Annotated in this window: 20 protein-coding genes; 3 read left to right on the top strand and 17 right to left on the bottom strand. The window is 68.1% G+C overall.

The window, feature by feature from the left end; genetic code table 11:
• Positions 1-1,293 (bottom strand): PEP/pyruvate-binding domain-containing protein (locus tag E4L96_RS15080; protein WP_181017620.1); only part of this gene is annotated, 1,293 nt, incomplete at its 3' end.
• Complete coding sequence (locus tag E4L96_RS15075; RefSeq protein WP_135208046.1) at positions 1,290-1,874, bottom strand: TetR/AcrR family transcriptional regulator; 585 nt, start codon at positions 1,872-1,874, stop codon at positions 1,290-1,292. The genes E4L96_RS15080 and E4L96_RS15075, both read right to left, overlap by 4 nt.
• A 112-nt stretch (positions 1,875-1,986) precedes the next feature.
• Between E4L96_RS15075 and motA the strand changes: the two genes are divergently transcribed.
• Positions 1,987-2,847 carry a flagellar motor stator protein MotA gene (gene motA / locus E4L96_RS15070; RefSeq protein ID WP_135208045.1) on the top strand — a complete coding sequence of 287 codons (861 nt, stop codon included), beginning with the start codon at positions 1,987-1,989 and terminating at the stop codon, positions 2,845-2,847.
• Here motA and E4L96_RS15065 read toward each other — a convergent pair whose 3' ends face one another.
• Positions 2,848-3,432, bottom strand: a complete 585-nt coding sequence (locus tag E4L96_RS15065; RefSeq protein WP_135208044.1) for a Crp/Fnr family transcriptional regulator — start codon at positions 3,430-3,432, stop codon at positions 2,848-2,850.
• 70 nt (positions 3,433-3,502) lie between these two features.
• On the opposite strand from E4L96_RS15065, the gene E4L96_RS15060 reads away from it, so the two are divergent.
• The gene (locus E4L96_RS15060) at positions 3,503-3,916 is read left to right on the top strand and encodes an ester cyclase (protein WP_135208043.1); all 414 of its coding nucleotides are present in this window, start codon (positions 3,503-3,505) and stop codon (positions 3,914-3,916) included.
• Between the two features lie 7 nt (positions 3,917-3,923).
• Here the strand turns inward: E4L96_RS15060 and E4L96_RS15055 are convergent, their stop codons facing one another.
• The 4 genes from E4L96_RS15055 to E4L96_RS15040 all read right to left on the bottom strand — a co-directional run bounded on the left by E4L96_RS15055 (position 3,924) and on the right by E4L96_RS15040 (position 8,831).
• Positions 3,924-4,991, bottom strand: coding sequence for a glycosyltransferase family 4 protein (locus E4L96_RS15055; RefSeq protein ID WP_135208042.1), 1,068 nt, complete (start codon positions 4,989-4,991; stop codon positions 3,924-3,926).
• A gap of 87 nt (positions 4,992-5,078) precedes the next feature.
• Positions 5,079-6,338: a hypothetical protein gene (locus tag E4L96_RS15050; RefSeq protein ID WP_135208041.1), complete on the bottom strand. Its 1,260-nt coding sequence runs from the start codon at positions 6,336-6,338 to the stop codon at positions 5,079-5,081.
• Between the two features lie 18 nt (positions 6,339-6,356).
• Positions 6,357-8,378: a hypothetical protein gene (locus E4L96_RS15045; RefSeq protein WP_135208040.1), complete on the bottom strand. Its 2,022-nt coding sequence runs from the start codon at positions 8,376-8,378 to the stop codon at positions 6,357-6,359.
• 3 nt (positions 8,379-8,381) lie between these two features.
• On the bottom strand, positions 8,382-8,831 hold the full coding sequence (locus tag E4L96_RS15040; RefSeq protein ID WP_135208039.1) for a hypothetical protein: 450 nt from the start codon (positions 8,829-8,831) through the stop codon (positions 8,382-8,384).
• A 336-nt stretch (positions 8,832-9,167) separates the two neighbouring features.
• On the opposite strand from E4L96_RS15040, the gene E4L96_RS15035 reads away from it, so the two are divergent.
• Positions 9,168-9,929 carry a GIN domain-containing protein gene (locus E4L96_RS15035; RefSeq protein ID WP_135208038.1) on the top strand — a complete coding sequence of 254 codons (762 nt, stop codon included), beginning with the start codon at positions 9,168-9,170 and terminating at the stop codon, positions 9,927-9,929.
• Positions 9,930-10,006: 77 nt separating this feature from the next.
• On the opposite strand, the gene E4L96_RS15030 is transcribed toward E4L96_RS15035, so the two are convergent.
• The 10 genes from E4L96_RS15030 to E4L96_RS14985 are packed head-to-tail and all read right to left on the bottom strand — an operon-like array spanning position 10,007 to position 19,647.
• The gene (locus E4L96_RS15030; RefSeq protein ID WP_135208037.1) at positions 10,007-10,921 is read right to left on the bottom strand and encodes a LytR C-terminal domain-containing protein; all 915 of its coding nucleotides are present in this window, start codon (positions 10,919-10,921) and stop codon (positions 10,007-10,009) included.
• Positions 10,922-10,931: 10 nt separating this feature from the next.
• Positions 10,932-11,867, bottom strand: coding sequence for a type II secretion system F family protein (locus E4L96_RS15025; RefSeq protein WP_135208036.1), 936 nt, complete (start codon positions 11,865-11,867; stop codon positions 10,932-10,934).
• A gap of 7 nt (positions 11,868-11,874) precedes the next feature.
• Positions 11,875-12,852, bottom strand: a complete 978-nt coding sequence (locus tag E4L96_RS15020) for a type II secretion system F family protein (RefSeq protein WP_135208035.1) — start codon at positions 12,850-12,852, stop codon at positions 11,875-11,877.
• Positions 12,852-14,198, bottom strand: coding sequence for a TadA family conjugal transfer-associated ATPase (locus E4L96_RS15015; protein ID WP_135208034.1), 1,347 nt, complete (start codon positions 14,196-14,198; stop codon positions 12,852-12,854). The genes E4L96_RS15020 and E4L96_RS15015 overlap by 1 nt, the downstream gene beginning before the upstream one ends.
• A gap of 12 nt (positions 14,199-14,210) precedes the next feature.
• Entirely contained in the window at positions 14,211-15,389 is a 1,179-nt protein-coding gene (locus E4L96_RS15010) for a CpaE/TadZ family protein (protein ID WP_135208033.1), read from the bottom strand.
• A 12-nt stretch (positions 15,390-15,401) separates the two neighbouring features.
• Positions 15,402-15,965 carry a TadE/TadG family type IV pilus assembly protein gene (locus tag E4L96_RS15005; protein ID WP_167758700.1) on the bottom strand — a complete coding sequence of 188 codons (564 nt, stop codon included), beginning with the start codon at positions 15,963-15,965 and terminating at the stop codon, positions 15,402-15,404.
• Positions 15,940-16,419, bottom strand: a complete 480-nt coding sequence (locus E4L96_RS15000; protein WP_135208031.1) for a TadE family protein — start codon at positions 16,417-16,419, stop codon at positions 15,940-15,942. The genes E4L96_RS15005 and E4L96_RS15000 overlap by 26 nt, the downstream gene beginning before the upstream one ends.
• Positions 16,416-17,852, bottom strand: coding sequence for a pilus assembly protein TadG-related protein (locus E4L96_RS14995; protein WP_135208030.1), 1,437 nt, complete (start codon positions 17,850-17,852; stop codon positions 16,416-16,418). Before E4L96_RS14995 ends, E4L96_RS15000 begins: the two co-directional genes overlap by 4 nt.
• The gene (locus tag E4L96_RS14990) at positions 17,849-18,145 is read right to left on the bottom strand and encodes a hypothetical protein (protein WP_229414509.1); all 297 of its coding nucleotides are present in this window, start codon (positions 18,143-18,145) and stop codon (positions 17,849-17,851) included. The genes E4L96_RS14995 and E4L96_RS14990 overlap by 4 nt, the downstream gene beginning before the upstream one ends.
• 11 nt (positions 18,146-18,156) lie before the next feature.
• Positions 18,157-19,647, bottom strand: a complete 1,491-nt coding sequence (locus E4L96_RS14985; protein ID WP_135208029.1) for a type II and III secretion system protein family protein — start codon at positions 19,645-19,647, stop codon at positions 18,157-18,159.
• Positions 19,648-19,737 lie beyond the last annotated feature (90 nt).

Here is a 19,737-nt window from a genome sequence, read left to right as displayed (position 1 = left end):
GTGCCGCACATCGCGCAAGGCCGATGCCGCGCGCTTGCGCAGGCCGAGCGCACGGCCGATGTAGCGCAGCATGCGGCGCAGGTTCGCGAGCCTGCGCCGCATGCCGGCCGGCGGGACCGCGATGCAGCCCTGCGTCCCGCCGATCATGCGGTTGATGGGCTCCGGCGGCATGCCCAGTGCGTCCCACGCTTCCCACTGCAGCATGGAAGCCTGCAGGTAGATGCGCCCGTAGTGCAGCGACGCGCGGTCCGCGCCCGGCAGCGGTGCGTAGCCCGCCAGCGTATAGCCCGCGGTGAGCATGCCGTTGACCATCGCGCGGGCGTTGGACCATTCGATGGGCGCCAGGGGATCGGGCAGCACTTCGACCGTGTTCCCACGGGTCCACCACACGGGCTGCGCGCGCAGCGCCTCATAGGTGTAATCCGGGCGGGCGGTGATGGGGCGAGCCTGCACGAGCCAGAACCGGGTCCCGTCCCAGACCCATTCGATGTCGTAGGCCGGGTCGCCATAGTCCAGCGCCTGGGCGGCCGCGGCGGCGCACAGGGCCAGGGCACCGGCCTGGGCGGCGGTGAGCACGGCGCGGCGGGCTTCCTCTGCAGCCGTCGGCAGCAGCTGCGTGCCGCCACCGGCTGCCCGCACGGTCTGCTGCGTCTTGCGGCCGATGCGGCGCGCCACCGGCTGCACGGTGTGGGCGCGGAAGTCGTACTGCAGGCGGTACTCGTCGCCCTCGGCCTGGCCCGCGACCAGCGATTCGCCCAGGCCCCAGTTCGCGTGGATCACGATCTGGTCGGCGCGGCCAGTCATCGGGTCGGCCGTGAAGACGATGCCCGCGGCGCGCGCGTCCAGCAGCGGCATGACCACCACCGCCATCTGCACGGCGCTGTCGTCGAGCTGCATGCGCTGGCGGTAGGCGCGGGCGTGTTCGCTGTGCAGCGAGTCCCACACGGTGCGCACGGCGTCACACAGCGCGGGCAGGCCGGTCACGTTCAGTACCGAGTCATGGATTCCCGCAAAGGAGGCGCCTGCGGAATCCTCGGCGGTGGCGGAGGAGCGCACGGCCAGGGGGGTGTGCTCCCAGCCATATCGCTCCAACGCGGAGGCGAGGCGGCTGGCCAGGCCGGGATCGAGCGCGTCGCCGGCCTGCCGCCCCTGCGCGGCCGCCGCGCTGATGACGAAGCCCGGCGGCACTGGCAGGCCCAGTTTCGCCATGCGCCCAAGCTGCGCGCCTTTGCCGCCCGCCTGGGCGGAGCCTGCGGCCGCGGCGGCGGGCCAGTCGAGGATGAGCGCTGTCATGTCTGGTCTCCCGCGCCGTGCAGGAAGACGTCCAGCATGCGCTCATATTCGGTGGTCAGGTCCAGGTCCGGGGTGAGCAGCCACTGCATCGTCGTGCTGAGGGTCATGAAGCGGAACAGGGACATCAGGCGCGCGGGCGGCACATCGGCGCGCAGCTCGCCGGCCGCACAGGCGTGGTCGAAGACGGCCAGCAGCAGGTCGTCGGTGCCGCTGCGTTCTCCGCTGCCCAGGTTCACGAAGCGGTGGCGCAGGTAGTGCGGCAGGTAGCCGCGGTGCCCGGCCATCCAGCCCGCGGACGTGCGCAGGTAGAAGCGCAGCTGCGCCGCGATGCCGCGCTGGGCGGCGAAATCACCGCGCAGGCGCTGGGCATCCTGCGCCAGCTGCCGATGGAAGTGGTGCGCAAGCAGCGCTTCCTTGCTGCTGAAGTGGTTGTACAGCGTGCCTTTGGCCACGTCGGCGGCCAGGGCGATCTGCTCCATCGTCACGGTGTCGAAACCGTGCTGTTCGAAAAGAGACCAGGCGGCGGTGGCCATCTGGTCGAGCTGGTCGAGCCGTTTGCGCTCGCGGCGGGTGGTGTCCATGGCGACCCTTTCTTTTGAACGACGTCTAATTTTAGACTAAGTTCAATAATTTGTCTTTTGCTTTTCAGCATCTGCACGTGTACAGTCTCCGGACACTCAAGGAGTTCTTGTCATGCTGGTTGTACTGGGTCTGCTCATCGTCATCGGCGCCGTGTTCGGCGGCTTCGTTTTGGAGGATGGCCATCTCGCCGCCCTGTTCCAGCCCTACGAACTGCTGATGATCTTTGGTGGCGCGATGGGCGCCTTCGTGATCGCCAACGACCGCAAGGCGATCCGCCTCACGCTCCAAAGCCTGCCCACCCTGTTCCACGGTAGCCGCTACACGCGCGAGCTGTACATGGAGCTGATGGCGCTGCTGTTCGACCTGCTCAGCAAGGTCCGCAAAGAGGGCCTGATGTCGCTGGAGGGAGATGTCGAGCGCCCGGCCGAGAGCCCGATCTTCACGAAGTATCCGCTGGTGATGGCGGACCACCATGTGGTCGAATTCATCACCGACTACCTGCGCCTGATGGTCTCGGGCAGCATGGATTCGTTCCAGCTCGAGAACCTGATGGACAACGAGATCGAGACCCATCACGAGGACGGAGAAATTCCCATCCACGCGATCAGCAAGCTGGCTGACGGCATGCCGGCCTTCGGCATCGTGGCGGCGGTGATGGGCGTGGTGCACACCATGGGGTCGGTCGGCCTGCCGCCCTCGGAGCTGGGCAACCTGATTGCGGCGGCGCTGGTCGGCACCTTCCTCGGCATCCTGCTGTCGTATGGGCTGGTGGCGCCGCTCTCCAGCCTCCTGCAACGCAAGCACCAGGAAGCGGCCAAGGTGTTCCAGTGCGTGAAGGTGACGCTGCTGGCCAGCATGAACGGCTATGCGCCCTCGATTGCGGTCGAATTCGGCCGCAAGGTCATTTCAGCGACCGAGCGCCCGTCTTTCGCCGAGCTGGAAGAACACGTCCGCCAGATCAAGGCCCGCTGATCATGCGCCTGCGCGCAGGCGGCGGATGATCCGGTTCAGGCCCACCGGCGTCACCCCAAAGTAGGACGCGAGGTCCTTTTGCGGCACGCGCGCCAGCAGCGCGGGCTGGGTGTGCGCGAAGCGCTGGTACAGCTGCGCGGCGGACATTGTCAGCAACTCGCGCTCGCGCTGCACCTTCAGTTCCGCCAGCCGCTGGAAAGCATGGCGCAAGGCCGTCTGCCAGGCCAGCTCGCGCGCGCCCAATTCTTCCAGCCGCGCGAAGGCGATCGACTCCACCACCGCCGGGCCGATCGCGACGCTGGCCATTTGGGTGCGTCCGCCGGCGCGCAGCGCGAACGGGCAGGCAAACAGGTCGCCCTCTGCGGTGAAGCTCTTGATCCTTTCCACGCCCGATTCGGTCACGTACAGCTGCTTGAACAGGCCTTCGCGCACGCAGTACACGCGCGCATTGGCATCGCCGATGTTGAAGGCGGCTTGGCGGTCGTTCAGTGCCTGTACCTGGATGGCGGCCGCCAGCATCCCGGCGCCGGGCAGCGCGAAACCCATCGTTTCTTCAAAGCGCAGCAGCGCGGCGCGCAGACTCATGACGATAAACCCAGGTTAATGACGAACCACGGCGGCAGGAGCGAGACTGGCGGCTTTTGAAGGAGAGCCCATGACACCATCCGCCAACCGGCGCACCATTCTGCGCTATTTCGACGAGGTATGGAATGCCGGCCGCGTCGACGTCCTCGACGAGCTGCTGACCGCCGACTATCTGAATCACAGCGCGAGCTTCCCGAATCCGCGCCCGGGACCGGATGACCTGAAACCCATCGTGCGTGCGATGCGGGCCGGGATTCCGGACCTGCACTACGAGGTCCTGGATATCGTGGAAGCCGAAGACAGACTGGCGATCTACACCCGTGTGACCGGCACGCACGCGGGCGAGCTGTTTGGCATGGCGCCCACGGGACGGCGGATCGACGTGAAGCAGATGCAGATCGAATGGATGCGGGAGGGACGCATCTGCCAGCATTGGCGCCTGACCGATGAACTGGCGCTGCTGCGCCAGCTCGGCCAGGTGTGAGGGGACGTCAGGCCGCGGCGACGGACAACAGGCCGCGCACGAAGGCGCGCATGCAGAAGCGCTCCTCGAAGGTACGCACCGCGTTGGCGGACAGCCGCCGCCCGAGTGCGCGGTCATGCAGCAGCCACATGATCGCCGCGCGCAGCTCGGCCACGTCGCCCTGCCGGACGAGCAGCGACTGCTCGCCGTGCGTCACGTATTCGCGGATGGTCGGCGTGTCCGTGACGATGGTGGGTTTGCCGAAGGCCATGGCCTGGATCACCACCATCTGCCCGGCCGAGATGTCGTTCACGCCGAGCGGCACCACCACCAGCTCCGCGTGGCGCAGCTGGTCGATGTAGTCGCCGTCGTAGCAGCTGCGCAGCACGTGCACATTGGGCGGCACCGTCAGCCCGGCCAGGGCCTGTTCGCTGTCGCACACCACGTGCAGGTCGAGCGGCACTTCCGCCATGGCGGCGAACAGCGTGCGGTAGTCGCGCCCCGAGCGGCCCGCGGTGAGAATGTAGGGCTGCTCGCCCACGCTGGCGGGCCGCGGCGGCGTGTCGCCCCGGCCGTGGATGTGCAAGCCGTGCGGGATGTAGTGGAACTTGGCGCGCGCACTCGCGAACAGCTGGCGGTAGCGCTCCACCTCCAGCGACGAATGGCAGATCACCTTGTCGGCGCAAGCCAGCACCATTGAAAAATACAGCCGCCGTAGCGCTGTGGCCAGCTTGCTGGCACGCTGGGTGTAGATGAAGCCCACCCACACGATGCGGGGCTCGCGCCGCAGCAGCAGCGCGCGCAGCATGCCGTACACCAGCACCTCGATGTCCGATCCCAGGACCGCCGTGTGGGCGCGCGGCCCGCGCAGCATCGAGGTGCAGGCGGCGCGCAAGGCGAACAGCATCAGCCGCGGCCACCCGGACAGCAGCAGCCAGATGCGGCTGCGATAGCGCATCAGCACCTGCCCGCACAGCAGGCGATGGGGAATGCCGGCAGCACGCAGTTCCTGGGCGAACGGCGTGTCGCTGGCGTCGTGGGTGTAAGTGAGAGTGAAGTGGATCATGGCGGGCCGGGAGAAAGGAAGAATGTCCATTCTTCCCACCCCGGCCCGGGGTCATGCGGGGCTGCGTCAGGCGCGGGGCCGACGCAGATCAAGCGCAGATCAAGCGGAAAGAGTCGCTTACAGCTTGATGACCTGCGGCTTGCGCAGGCGGCTCGACATGTAGACGAAGGCGTGCAGCGACGGGATCCAGCGGAACTTGTTCCAGGCCCAGTTCACGCCGGTCTGCAGGGTGGTCTGGCCACTCACATCGTCCGGCCAGTGCCGCAGCGTGCTGACCACGCTCCACACCCAGGGACCGGCCAGCGGACCGGCCGCCGGCGGCGTGAGCTTGACCACCACCGGCGGCGTGACCGATTCGTCCAGGCCGACCAGGCATCCCAGTTCGCTGACCCATTGCAGGCCGGTGCTGTCGATGCGGTGGAACGTATTGACCGTGCCGTCGTAGCCATTGGACAGGGCCGGCACCGGACCGGTCGTAGTCAGGGTCTGCGTGGTGCCGCTGGCCAGGTCGCGCACGTAGATGGTGCGGTACGCGGTGCTCGAATACTGGCCCCCTTCGTAGCCGCCGTTCACGGCGATCAGCACATCCTTCTCCGGCCAGTAGGCCAGCGCGGAATTCTGCAGGTTGCCGCCCAGCGCCGGGATCCTGGTGACCGCGCCGGTGGCCGCCACGAACAGCGTGTAGTCAGCCGGGCCGTCGATCGAGATCCACCATCCCTTGCGCTTCTCGTCGATGACCACTTTGTAGAACGGCGAGCCTTCCGTCCCGGCCTTGTTGAAGCTCAGGTTCCCGGCCGCTGTGATGCCCTGGGTCGCCGTGGTCAGCGTGCGGTAGCCGTTGACGGACTGCGACAGGTCCATCACGTGGATGTCCTGGTCCCAGTTCTTGGCGGTGGTGCCGACCCGCACCAGCGAACCTTTCGGCCCACCGCCCCAGGCTGCGGGCATCTCGGCGAGGCTGTTCCAGCTGTGGTTCACGTACGGCGTGCGGTCCGGTGCCCAGCCGCTGACGAAGGTGCTGGCCAGATTGGCCTGCGCCGGTACGTTCGCGACCGTCCACTTGAGCTCCTGGAAATCCAGGATCACGGTGGCCTGGAAATTCGGGTTCGAGGTGGACGATTCGCGGCCGGCCGAGTGGTACACCTGCGCGCCGAGCGGACCGAAGTCGCGCACGAACGCGCTGGCGCCCCAGTAGTCGAACGGGAAGTCCATGTCGCTGGGACGCGCGGCAAAAATCGCCGGCATCACGTCGTTCGGCTTGTTGGTGACGGGGACGTCGGCGAAGTATCCCGGCGGCGGCACCCAAGCCGGCACGCCGGCCGGCACGACGCGCGGCAGGACGTTCACGCTGAACGGATTTGATTGAGACGTGGCCATGGCCTTGCTTCCTCCTGGTTACAGCCCGCGGGGGCGCACACTCCACACCGGGTTGTCGTTAAATGCGGTCACCAGCTGGTTCCAGTTGGTGGCACCGGTCATGCGCGCATAGGCTTCGCGCGCGCCCGGCACGTTGTGCTGCGCGGCGTAGGCGATGGCCGGCTGCAGGTTGCCCCAGTAGCTGGTCGCCTCCGGGAAGTAGGCGCCGCGCAGCGGGCCGTCCTGCCCCGGGTTGGCAGTGCCCAGCGTGCCCTGGTAGACCTGGCCCCAGTTCGCGTACCACGGACCGGTGCCGTTGACATAGTCCGGCGCCGTCGTCGGCGCGATGGCGATGGTGTACACCGCGGCATCGCGATACAGGTAGTCCGTCGAGGCGGTCGTCCCCAGGCGACCGATGATGCTCTTGGCGCGCCACGCAAAGAACTGGGCCAGCTGGGTGCGGGCCGCAGCCGGCAGGGCCAGGTCCTGGTCCAGCGCATAGCCATAGGCCGCGGTGTGGAAGTCCTGCATCCAGGCCGCTTCCATGTAGCGCCCACTGGCGGCATCGTAGTTCGAATACGGCTGCACGAAGCCCATCGGATTGCTGGCCTGCGCCACGTAGCGCGTGTAGTAGAACGAGACGTTGGCCGTCATCGAGGCGAGGAACTCGTCGCGCAGCGGATCGGCGTCCGGCGCGATGCTCGCAGCCTGCGCGAGCGTGCGCACCGCCCAGCCGGCACCGCGGGTGGTGTTGGAGCCGGAGGTGGTCTGGAACACGCCACCGCTGCCTTGGCGCGGCGAATCCGGATTGATCAGGTAGTTGATGGTCGCGGCAAATTGCAGCTCTTCCAGGAAGTAGTAGCGGCCCGTGACCAGGTAGGCCATGAAGCCGACCGACGGATGGTGCGGGATCTCCCACACCGGCGGGGTGGTGCCGCTGGGGACCGGGGTGTACTGGTTCTTGGTCGAAGCGCCGACGCTGGACAGGCCAGACCCGGTGCCGCTGCGCACCACCAGGTTCGGGTAGCTGGAAAACTTCAGCGGATGCTGGGTGGTCTCGTCGCGATAGTGGATGCCGAACCGGCCCGCGCTATAGGCGTTGAACTGCACCGCCGCATACGCGCGCGGATCGTTCGAGCACAGGAACAGCGCGTCCCACTCCGGCAGCATGCCGATGGCAGGCTGGTAGCCGGCGTTGCCCATCGCGGTCGAGTAGCCGCCTTGCTGCAGCGGCGTGAAGGTGGCCGGGATGTGGCTCCACAGCGGCGCGCTGGAAGATACGCTGGCGCGGTACGACGGCACGATGCCGGTCGATTGCAAATAGGCCTTGTCGTGCGTCGGCACCACGTCCACGGCGCTGCCCAGCCAGTAGCTGTAGGCCTTGCCGGACAGGAGCACCGTGCGCGCGTGGTGCGGCAAGTCGAGCGCCTGCGTGAAACGCTGGCTGCCGCCGAGCGTGAAGGTGTAGGTGGCGTTGCGGTTGGACGGATTGGCCACGTTCAGGTAGCCGTTCTCCACCCACGGCAGGACCTCGACGGCGCCGCCCGCGTACAGGCGCACCTCGAGCCATCCGACCAGCGTGGCATCGCTGCCCACCGGCTTGCGGTACAGCCACGAGCTCATCTGCGGACCAGCGATCCATTGCGCAAACGGAGCGTCCCAGTCGGTGGCCGACCAGGTCGCGCTGCCGAAGGACCCCGCGCCGATCGCGGCGCTGATGCCGGTGGCCTTGAGGTCGGTGGTGGTGAGCGCGCGCGCGCCGGACAGCGCCGGGGTGACGGTCAGCTTGACGGTCAGCGGCGTGTTGGCGGCCAGCGTGGCACGGCCGGAGATGACGGCGAACTTGAGCGACCCGTCGCTCCAGGTGGTCTTCGGAATCACCTGCACGTCGGGGATGCTGGCGCCGACGGCCATGCCGGCCGGCACCTCACCCTTGCGGAACGCGTGGCCGAGCGAAAATGGCAGCGTGCCTGCGGCCGCGGACGTCAGCGTGAACGCCACGCCCAGGGTGCTGGCCTGGATGATCCGAATCGAAAAGGGATTCGACGAACTGGTACTCATAACTTACACCGTTGCGGTCAGGATGTGATTGGTGGTGTTCGCGGGTGCGCCCACGCCGTCATAGTCAAAGGTCATCTTGGCGGCATTGAAGGTCACGCCCGGCGGCAAAGCCACCGAATTGAGCGACAGCGTGAAGGCGGACGCGTCCGAGACTGAGACGTACTGTGCCACAGAGATGCTGGCGGCGACGCCCTGTGTGAACTGCAGGTCGGGCACGGTGGTCCAAACGGGCGTGACCGGGGTCGGCTTGCCGGGCGACGGATTGGTCGGCTGCTTGATCTTGCCCGGGCCCAGGCCCAGCAGTTCGGTATCGGACGACGCGGCACCGCCGCCCCCGCCACCGCAGGCTTGCACGGCCAGCGAAGTCGCACCGGCGGCGATCAGTTTCATGAAGCGGCGGCGCGAGGCCGGCACGGCGGTAGTCGTGGTGAGGTCTTTGGTCGTAGAAGTCATGATGCCAACTTTGGTAACAAAAGGGAAAAAGCGGGAAAGGGCGGGGCCGGAACGAGCGTTCCGGCTTGCTGTGTGGAACCATTAGTGTCGCACAGCAGCGGTTCAAAATCCTCTGTTTATCGCAAACAATTCGTTACCGATTGCAACGAATGAGGCGCCCACGCCACTGTTGTGGGTCATTGTTTGCCATACCGTTAAAGGACCTGTCGAATGTGCATTCCAACCTGTTAATCATGCCGTTCATCGCATGAGGCTGGCTGATGGTGTCAGCGGTATATAGAGTTCAAACACCGGCCCACAAGGGATCTCCGACAAAAAAACTCAGGAGTTTTGACAATGAAAGCTTTGCAAATCACGGCCCTCGGCGTGGCCTTCGCCGCCCTCCACTTTGCGCACGCGGCGGGACCGTCGTCGAACCAGACCACCGCGGTGGATGGCAATGTCGACAAGGTGCACCTGGGCGGCGTGGTGGAACTCCATGTGCGCCAGGGGGCCAAGCCGGGCCTGGTGTTGAGCGGCGATCCGGAGCTGGTGGCCAAGACCCGCGTGCGCCAGAGCGGCGGCACGCTGGACATCGACACGGACCGGGTCCACAACATCAACCTGCATGACCGCAAAGTGGTCGCGGACCTCACCGTCACCAGCCTGCGCGAGTTCGTGTCGGACGGCGTGGGCTCGGCGGAACTCACTGGCTTCAAGGGCGACAGCATTCGCGTGGTGCTCGATGGCGTCGGCTCGGTGCGCCTGCAAAGCGACTACCGCAACGCCGACCTCCGCCTCGGCGGCGTGGGCCACCTGCGCTACGACAGCCCGCGCACCGAGAACATCGACGTGGCGCTGCGCGGCGCCGGCGCAGTGGAACTGACCGGCGAAGCGAAGACGCTGCGCGCGCGCCTCGGCGGCGTGGGTGGGCTCGATGCGAAAGACCTGCATGCGGACAGCGTGGACATCGACCTGTCCGGCCTCGGGGGCGCCAACGTGTACGCCAGGACGGCGGCCAGCGTGCGCCTGTCGGGCATGGGCTCGGCCAAGATCTATGGCCACCCGCAGCAGCGCAGCGAGAGCAAGAGCGGGATGGGCAGCATCACCTGGTATTGATCGGCTGAGCGGCTCCGTCCCGCACATAACAAAAAGGGTGGCTCGCGCCACCCTTTTGTTTTCTTGCGGGCGTGGGTCTATGTCCGCGGACGCGGGGCGCGCCGGCTGCGCGCCAGGTCCTTGCCGATCACCAGCCGCATGTCGGCCGAACGGCAGCTCTCCACCTGCACCAGCGCGGCCGCGAACTGCTGCGCGAGCCGCGCCGCCGGCACGCGGTACGGGCCTTCGTATTCGACCCGGGTCGAGGCCACGTTGAAACCCTTCTCGTTCGACAGCCGCACCACGTGCACGCTGCGGCTGTCCACCGTCCTGGCCGTGTCGGCGGCCATGCCGCGGATGCCGTTCCCGTTGCGAATCTCCAGCAACACGGCGCTGGCGGAGGCGGCGCCGCCCTCCTCCATGCGCGGCAGGTCCACCACGCCGCTGGAGGGGTCCAGCACCCTCATGCCCAGCCACTCCTGGGCCAGCGGTGCGGGCGGCGCGGCCACCGCGCCGGCGATGGCCGCATTCGCAACCCCCGGCATGTGCGCGACGTCGGCCTTCAGGTCGTGCTGCTCCAGCGAAGCGGCCTGGCGGAACATCAGCTGCGCGCGCTCGTCCTGGCCGATCTTTTCGAACACGCTGCCCAGATGCCGCCAGCCGCGCGCATTCAGCGGGTCGAGCAGGCAGGCCTTGCCCAGCGTGGTCAGGGCGGTCTCGAAGTCGCCCTTGAGGAAATAGGCGTAGCCCAGATTGCGCAGCAGGTAGGCGTTCTGCGGCGTGGTCGCGGCGGCGGCCAGCTGTTCCCAGACCGCGATCGCGCGCCGCAGCTCGCCCTGCTCGGCGAGGTCGGTGGCGGCACGGTTGCGGGTCTCGATTCCGTCCGCCACCTCGACCACTGGTGCGGCGCTGCCCGCGATGGGAGCGGACGGCTCCTGGCGCAGCGGAACCGCACAGGCCAGCAACAGGCTGCCGGTGCAGGCCGCGGCCAGGACGTTGAGGGCAGTTTTCATGAAACCTCCTTCAATGCCCGCCGAGGGCAGGCAACAGGGTGCGGCTGATCTGCAGGACGGCGGGGCCGAGCAGTACCAGCAGCAGCGTCGGGAAAATGCAGAAGATCAGCGGGAACATCAGCTTGAGCGAGATCTTGGCCGCCGCTTCCTCCGCGATCAGGCGGCGGCGCCCGCGCAGGTTGTCGGCGTGGACGCGCAGCGAGGCACCCATGCTGGTGCCGAAGCGCTCCGACTGCACCAGCATCGCCACCAGCGTGTCCACGTCCTCCACGCCGCTGCGCAGGGCGAAGTTGCGCAGCGCCTTCTCCTTGGTGAAGCCGGCCCGCATCTCCATCAGCACCAGCTGCAGCTCCTGGGCCAGGATCACGCTCTTGATGTGGATCTCGGAGGCCACCTTGACCAGCGCACGCTCCAGGCTCAAGCCCGCTTCCACGCACACGGTGAGGAGGTCCAGCGCGTCCGGAATGTTCTCGAAGATCTCGCGCTGGCGGCGCTGGGCCGCGCGGGCCAGCGCGATGTTGGGCAGGTAGTAGCCGCAGGCCGCGACCAGCAGCAGGAGCAGCAGCATGCGGTTGCCGCCGGCCTTGCCGGAACCGGCCATCGACAGCGCCACCACCAGCGGCAGCAGCAGGCACAGGACCGTCTTGGCGCCGAAGAACAGCGTGGGCGCCGAGCGGTTGCGCCAGCCCGCGTTCATGAAGCGGGTGCGCAAAGGCGAATGCTCCCAGCCCTCTTCCGGCACCGACAGGCGAGTAAACGGGGCCGCCACCCGGGCCACCTTCTCGACCCAGCCGTGCGACTCCAGCGCGGTGGTTTCGCGCGGGCCGAGGTAGCGCTCCATGCGCTGGCGCAGCGTGCCGTGGCCGAACAGGCTCATGGCCGCCAGCACGAGCGCGGCGACGACGCCGAAGACAATGATGAGGAACAGGATCTGCGCAAGGGTCATGGCCGCCTCACACCCGGATATGGATCACGCGCCGCAGCCACAGGACGCCCAGCAGGATCATGCCCAGGCTGGCCCACAGCAGGCGGACCCCGGTGGCATCGAGCCACAGCACGCTGATGTAGCGCGGGTTCATGATGGACATGACGCCGATCACGAAAAACGGCAGCAGGCCCAGGACCCAGGCCGACATCCGCCCTTCCGCCGACAGCACCCGCACCTGGGCCAGCAGCTTGAGGCGCTCGCGGATGATGTGGCCGATGTTGGCCAGGATCTCGGCCAGGTTGCCGCCCGACTCGCGCTGGATCAGCACCGCGATCACCAGGTAGCGCAGGTCGGTGATCGGCACCCGTGCCGCCAGGTTGTGCAGCGCCTCGTTCATCGGCACCCCGTAGTTGATCTCCTCGTGGGCGGCGCGGAATTCGCCGGCCAGCGGGTCGGGCATCTCGGCGCCCACCATCTGCAGCACGTTGGTGAAGGAGTGGCCGGCGCGCAGCGCGCGGGCGATGAAGTCGGCCGCCTCGGGCAGCTGCTCCTCGATTTTCTTGAGCCGCCAGCGGCGCGCGCGCAACACCAGGCTGAGAGGAACCGCGGCGAACAGCAGCATCGCCACCACCACCGCCGGCAGCGGCGGCGCAAACGGCTGGATCAGCAGCATGGCCAACAGCGCCGCCGCCACCGATCCGGACAGGACCCGGGCCACGTTCCAGGTCAGGCCGGACTGCATCAGCAGCTTGTCCAGCTGGCCGCACCCAGGTGACTTCTTCAGCCATGCATCCAGCTGGTCGCTGGCGGCGTAGCGGCGCTGCTTGAGGATCGAGACCCGCTCGGTGCCACTGGGCCCGGTGTGGGACATGATCTGCAAGCGCTGGCGGATGCGCTCCGCGGCGCTGCCATGGCGCCCGCTCCACCACAGCCAGGCGCCTTCGACCAGCAGGATCACGGCGGTGAACAGCAGCACCGCGAAGATGGTGAAGACGGCGTCCATTATTCGTACACCCGCATCGGATCGAACACGTCGTCCGGGACCGGCGCCCCGTACATGCGCAAGCGGTCGGCGAAGCGCGGACGCACCCCGGTGGCGCAGAAGTGGCCGTGCACCACGCCCTTCTCGTCCACCCCGGTCTGTTCGAAGCGGAAGATCTCCTGCATCGAGATCACGTCGCCCTCCATCCCGGTGACCTCCTGCATGCTGATCATCTTGCGGCCGCCGTCGGTCAGGCGCGAGACTTGCACCACGACCGTGATGGCGGAGCAGATCTGCTGGCGCGTGGCGCGCTGGGTCAGGTGCACGCCCGCCATACCGACCATGTTCTCCAGCCGCCCCAGCGCATCGCGCGGCGAGTTGGCGTGGATGGTGGCGAGCGATCCTTCGTGGCCGGTGTTCATGGCCTGCAGCATGTCCAGTGCCTCGTCGCCGCGCACCTCGCCCAGGATGATGCGGTCCGGCCGCATGCGCAGCGCGTTGCGCACCAGCGCACGCTGGGTCACCTCGCCGCGCCCCTCGATGTTGGGCGGGCGCGTTTCGAGCCGGACCACGTGGGGCTGGCGCAGCTGCAGCTCGGCCGCATCCTCGATGGTGACGATCCGCTCGTTGGCCGGGACGAAGCCGGACAGCAGGTTGAGCAGCGTGGTCTTGCCGCTGCCGGTGCCGCCCGAGATCAGGATGTTGACCTTGGCCTGCCCGAGCGCGCGCAACACCTCCACCATCGGCGGCGTCAGGCTCTTGTAGTCGAGCAGGTTCTGGACGGAGAGCGGGTTGGCGGAGAAGCGGCGGATCGACAGGATCGGCCCATCCACCGCCAGTGGCGGGATGATCGCGTTCACGCGCGAACCGTCGGGCAGGCGGGCATCCACCATCGGGCTCGATTCGTCCACCCGGCGGCCCACGCGCGAGACGATCTTTTCGATGATCTTCATCAGGTGGGCGTTGTCGTGAAAGGTGACGTCGGTCTGCTCCAGCTTCCCGCGCCGCTCCACATACACCTTGCTGTGGGTGTTGACCAGGATGTCGGAGATGGTGGCGTCGGACAGCAGCGGCTCGAGCGGCCCGAAGCCCAGCATCTCGTGCTGGATGTCGAGCACCAGGTTATGGCGCTCGTGCTGGTTGAGGACGATGCGCTCTTCCTCGATGATGCGCTGGACCAGCAGCGCCAGCTCGTGCTTGAACTGCTCGCTGGTCAGGCGCTTCAGGCGCTCCAGGTCGATCCGGTCGAGGATCATCTGGTGCATGTTCTTCTTCAGGTCCTGATAGGCGCTGTTCTGGTGGTCGATGAACTGGGCCGGCGCGGTGCGCGCTTCCTCCAGCACGGACAGGCGTTCACGCAAGGTCATGACGGTCTCTCCTCAGGTTTCGCTGTCGCCGCGCCCGAACAGACGGTCGAACAGGCGGCCCTTCGTTTCGGTGACGCGGCGCTCGGTCACCATCTCCACCAGCTCCGCCAGGCTGCGCGCCACCGCGCTGGCGCGCGACAGCTGCAGCACCGGCACGCCCTGGTTCACCGAGTCGGTGACGGCCACGTAGTCGTTCGGCACCGTGTGCATCACTTCCGCGCCGAGGGCGGTCTGCAGGTCGGTCAGGCGCAGCCGGCCGCCCTTCTCGTAGCGGTTGACGATCAGGCGCGTGTGCTCGGCCGGGTAGCCCAGCGAGCGGAAGATGTCGATCAGGCGGCGGCCGTCGCGGATGTCGGGCAGCGACAGCTGCAGCACCGGATAGATCGCGTCCGCGTTGTCGAGCGCGCGCAGCGACAGCGCGTCGATCTGGCGGCCCACGTCGAGCACGATGTAGTCGTAGTGCTGGCGCGCGACGCGCAGGATGGTCTCCATGTGCTCGGGCTTCATGTCGACGCCGTGGGAGGGATCGTCGGCCGCGGCCAGCACGCCGTAGCCGTCGGTGACGTGGACCAGCGACGATTCGAGGAAGGCGCCATCGAGCCGGTTGATCTGGCCGCAGACGTCGGACAGGGTCATGGCCGGCTTCTGGTCCGACACGTACAGCGCGGCGTCGCCGAACTGGCCGTGCAGGTCGACCAGCATCACCTTGCGCCCGGCCAGGGAGGCCAGCGCGTAGCCGAAATTGGTCGAGATAAAGGTGGCACCGCTGCCGCCCTTGCACGAGATGAAGGCCAGCACCTTCCCGTCGCGCATGGTGTTGACGCCGGCGGTGGTGGCGATCCGGTCCATCGCTTCGTGGAAGGCGCGATGCGCCAGTGGCAGCGGCAGCACCTCGCGCACGCCGGCACGCATGGCGCGGATCAGGAAGCTCTCCTGCGCGGCGCGGGTGAGCAACATCACGGTGGCGCTGGCGTAGTGCTTGCAGATACGCTCCAGCAGGTCGGCCTCGGCGGCCTCGCCATCGCTGGCGTCGATGATCACCAGGTGCGGCGCGCCCGGCACCAGCCGGTCCAGGGCGTCGCGCAACGAGACGCGGGTGCCCATCACTTCCAGCGGCGGCACGCGGGCCGCCCCCTGGGAGGCGATGTCCGCCGCCAGTTCGTTGTCGCGGGTGATGACCAGGGCCTTCATGAATACTCCTTATCAGGGGCAGGCACTCGCGGTGCCGGGGCGGTAGCCGAGCGTGGCGGCGGGCACGGTGGCCTCGAAGGTGGGCAGGGTGATGGCGCCGTCGGGAATCACGGCGGCGAATAGCGGCTGGTACGGCACCGGCGTGCAGCTGGTGCCGGGCAGGCACAGGCGCGCGCGCACGAAGCGGATGCAGGCGCCGGCCGAATCGTCCAGGCAGTTGCGGACGTTGTACACCGGGCATGGCGGCAGGGTCGGGATGACGGCGCGGTTGCGGTCCAGGTACTCGATCAGGACGTAGGTGCCGTTGATCCCGCCCCCCAGCGGCATGGTGCCGCCGTTGCTGAGCATGGCCGCGGCGCGCACGCTGTTGACGGCGCCGGCGTCGGTGAAATCGGTCACGGCCATCTGGCGCGCCGCGCGGTGGATGCCGTCGGCGGCCGCATTCCAGACGAACAGGATGCGCGCCATCTCCAGCAGCCCGAAGGCGAACAGGAAGAACACTGAGGCGGTCAGGGCGAACTCGATCGTGGTCGAGCCGGCCGCCCTGCGTCTAATAGGCCAGCGGGCGGTTGGCATAGGGCACCGTCGGAACCACCCGCAGGTACGTGATACCGTCGGGCGAGTCATACAGGAAAATCGGGTCTCTGAAGTTCAGTTCCGTGACCTGGGCGACCGCAGTGATGGTCACCGTGCCACCTTTCATGTTATTGCACGTGATGGCGGGCCAGCAGGTGATCTGCGGTTCGCCGAACATCGGCTCGATGTGCGCGGCGTCGGTCGCCTCCTGGATCATTGCTCTCGACGTCACGATGTTGTTCAAGGCATCGATCCCGTTCAACTCGGCAATGGACAGGCTGGCGATGGTCGCCGCCGACGCGTGCGTGGCGTGCAGCAGCACGAGATGGTTCCACAGCAGGCGCGCGATATACATGGTGACCGGCAGCAGCATGGTCATTATGATCATGATGATGGCCAGTTCGACGGCCGCTACGCCGCGCTGGCCGGGCCAGGTGACAGGGCGCGTGGTCATTGGTATTTGGCGAAGTTGTAGCCGAGCGAACCGCGCGGATCGAGGCCGCCAAACTCGGCCCAGAGCGCCGTGCCGTTCGACTTGTTCATCATGAGGAAGCGGCCGATGCCGGCCACGTCGGCCACATTGCCGCTCACCGGGCAGCGCAACAGGGGCACGTGCAGCACGCGCCGGCCCAGGGCCGATCCGCGGCCGCCCGGCGGCGACTGGCGGTAGGTGGACGAGCCGGTAATGGTGGGATAGGGGCGCGCCGGGTCCGTGCTGCTGCTATTCCCGATGGGCATGTTGACCGCGCTACCGGACGCGACCGGATACAGGAGCGCCAGACTGGCCGTGCCGCTGAACTGGGCGCCCGCGCGGTCGGGCGCGGCCGCGTCATAATGGACCGGCCGCACGTAGGCCCACAGATAGCCGTAATCGGCGGCGGTGACGCCGGCCGGGACCGCAGCGGGGTCGGCGATCGTCAGGCGGGCGCCGCCCCCCGTGACGAAGGGCTTGGCGCCGGGCAGGATGGGCGCCGCGCCCATCCAGAATTTGGCGGAGGCATCGTACTGCTTGATGTTGGCGTCCGGCGCCGAGCTGCCGACCCGCTGGCAGCCGTGGCTGGTGTCGTCGAAGCGGCCGTTGAGGGCCAGCGCCAGGTCGGCGGGAAAACCGGCGCTCACGTGCAAGCGGTCCAGGTTCATCAGCGGCATCATGCCGGCGCAGGCGAACGGCAGCATCTTCGATGAGTCCGACACGTCGTGGACCAGTGGGGCGTCGCCCTCGTCCAGCGGATTGACCAGGAAATGCTGGGGCGTGCCGCCGAGCGGATTCAGGTCCAGCAGGTTGTAGCTGACGCCGCGCCGAAAGCCGAACTCGACCAGCTCTTCCACGCCACCGGGATAGCTGCGCTTGCCGTACTGGACGTCCTTGTCGATGGCGCAGATCGCCAGCGGCGCCAGCTGGGAAACGGTCGGCCCGGCCACTGCCAGCGCGGACACGTCGAAGTCGCTGCCGCGGTCGGGCGTGAAGAACGGCAGGCTGATGCTGCTGGCGCTGGCGTCCAGCTGGCCGGCATCCACCCGCACGAACCGCATCGTCTCGACATTGCCGGCGTTGACCGCGCCAGCCGGTTTCCAGTCGGGTGTGTCGAGGCTGGTGGCGAAGCTGAGGGCACTGACGGAGAACTCGAAATGCTGCCCGAAGTTGTAGCGGTTGGCTTCCACCACGGTGCGGGCGTCGGCCTGCGCCTTGGCCAGGCCCGCCATCGATCCGTCCAGCCCGTGCGCGGCGGCCAGCGCCGCATCGTCGGCCACGTTCTGCAATTCGGCGCGGCGGATGGTGATCAGCGCCAGGTTCACCCCCATGCCCAGCACGCCCACCACGATGATGAGGAGGACGGCGAAGGCGATGGACAGGGAGCCCGCCTGGCGCTGGCCACGCCGTGTCATTTGGCGAGCCCGTTCATCAGGCTGTCCTGCACCGGCCGCTCGGTGAAGGACTGTTCGTAGCGTTCCTGGGCGCGCTTGGCGGCACGGCCGTCGAGGCTGTCGCCGGGGCGTGGCTGGGCGGCGGCTGCCGGATCGCGCACCTGGGCGGCCAGGGTCACCTGGACACTCTGGCCAAAGCTGGCATCCCAGGCCGGGGTGGTGGTGGCGCAGCCGGCCAGGGCCAGCAGCGCCGCGCCCAGCAGGACGGTAACGGTCAGCCTGGACACGGCCGCTCGGGACAGGATCGGTTGCATGGCGCTCCCCTTCATTGGGTTTCGAAGCCGCTGGGGCGGGTAGTGACGGCGGCGGGAACAGCCGGCGCGGCAGCGGGCGCGGCCGGGGCGGCACCTTCCAGCTTCCCGCCCAGCATGAACTCGGTGCGGCCCGGGATCGGCGCGCGCTCGGTCGGCAGCGGCGGCGTCCCGGCCAGCGGCTTGACCAGGTGGGCCGTGACCACGAACACCAGCTCGGTCTTGTCCTGCTGGTAGTCGGTGCTGCGGAACAGCGCGCCCAGCACCGGGATCTCGCCCAGCACCGGAAAAGCCTTGATGGTGTGCTGCGCGTTGTTCTTGATCAGGCCGCCGATGGCGAAGCTCTGGCCGTCGTACAGCTGGACGGTGGTGCTGGCGCGCCGCGTGGTCAGCAGCGGCAGCACCGCATTGAGCTGCAGGCCATTGGCGGAGATGCCGATCCCGTCGCGCGACAGCTCCGACACTTCCGGCGCCACCCGCAGGCTGATGCGCCCGCCCGCCATCACGGTCGGCGTGAAGCGCAGACCGACCCCGAACTCCTTCTCCTCGAGAGTGATCTTGTTGTTGTCCTGGGCCACCGGGATGTAGAAGCGTCCGCCGGCCAGGAAGCTGCCTTCCTGCCCGCTGATCGCCATCACGTTCGGCTCGGCCAGGATGCGCACCAGCGCGTCCTGTTTCTGGGCGTCCAGGGCGAGCGACTTGCCCGGCCCCTTGGTCAGCTGCACGCCGCCGTGCGCGGTGCCGGTCAGGAAGTTGGCCACCAGCGCGGCCACCCAGCTGCCCGAACTGAACTGCCAGTTGGTGCCCGCCTCGAGCCGCTCCAGCAGGGATTTCGACACCTCGGCGACCTTCACCTCCAGCATCACCTGCTGCGGGGCGCTGACGTTGAGCAGGTTGACCACCCGCAGATTGCTGCTGGCCCCGGCGTTGTTACCGGCCACGTTGGTCGCCGCCGCGTCCTCGCGCCGCAGCAGCGAGGTGGCCGGCCGCCGCACGAAGGCGGACGCCAGTTCGCCTGCCCGGGCCACGGCGGCGCCATCGGCCACGGTGCCGGACAGCACCACCGAGTCGGCGGCCGCCAGCACGCGGATGTCCTTCTCGTCCGGCATGGCCTGGGCCAGTGCGGCCTGCAGGGCGCTGGTGTCGATCCCGACGGTGATGTCGATCACGCTGCACTTGCCGCTGCGGCCCTGCACGATCATGTTGGTGCTGCCGATGTCCACGCCCACCACGTACATGGTGTCCGGCGCCACCAGCATGGCCTGGGCCACGGCCGGGTTGCCGACGCTGCGGCTGACCGCCGCTTCCGGCAGGCGCATCAGGGTCGAGCGGCCGAGCTGCAGCGGCAGCTGGGCCGGGACCGTGGACTGGCCGGTGCAGCGCGGGCCGACATCGGTGCGGATCTGCGCCGTCTCCGGCTTGGCGCTGGACGCGGCCGGGGCGGCGGGGGCGGCCATGGCGTGGCCGACGGCCAGGGCGCAGGCGGAAATCAGGAAGGCCTTCATTGGAAGCACTCCTTGGTCGTGTGCACTGCGTTGATCACCCAGATACAGTTGCGCGGGGCTTCGGCCACGGCCGGCGTGGCGGGCGCCGGC

Origin of the sequence: Zemynaea arenosa (assembly GCF_004614185.1) — a bacterium.
Lineage (GTDB): Bacteria > Pseudomonadota > Gammaproteobacteria > Burkholderiales > Burkholderiaceae_D > Telluria > Telluria arenosa.
The sequence above is the reverse complement of the archived record's forward strand: the minus strand, read 5'-3'. Positions and strand labels throughout refer to the sequence as shown.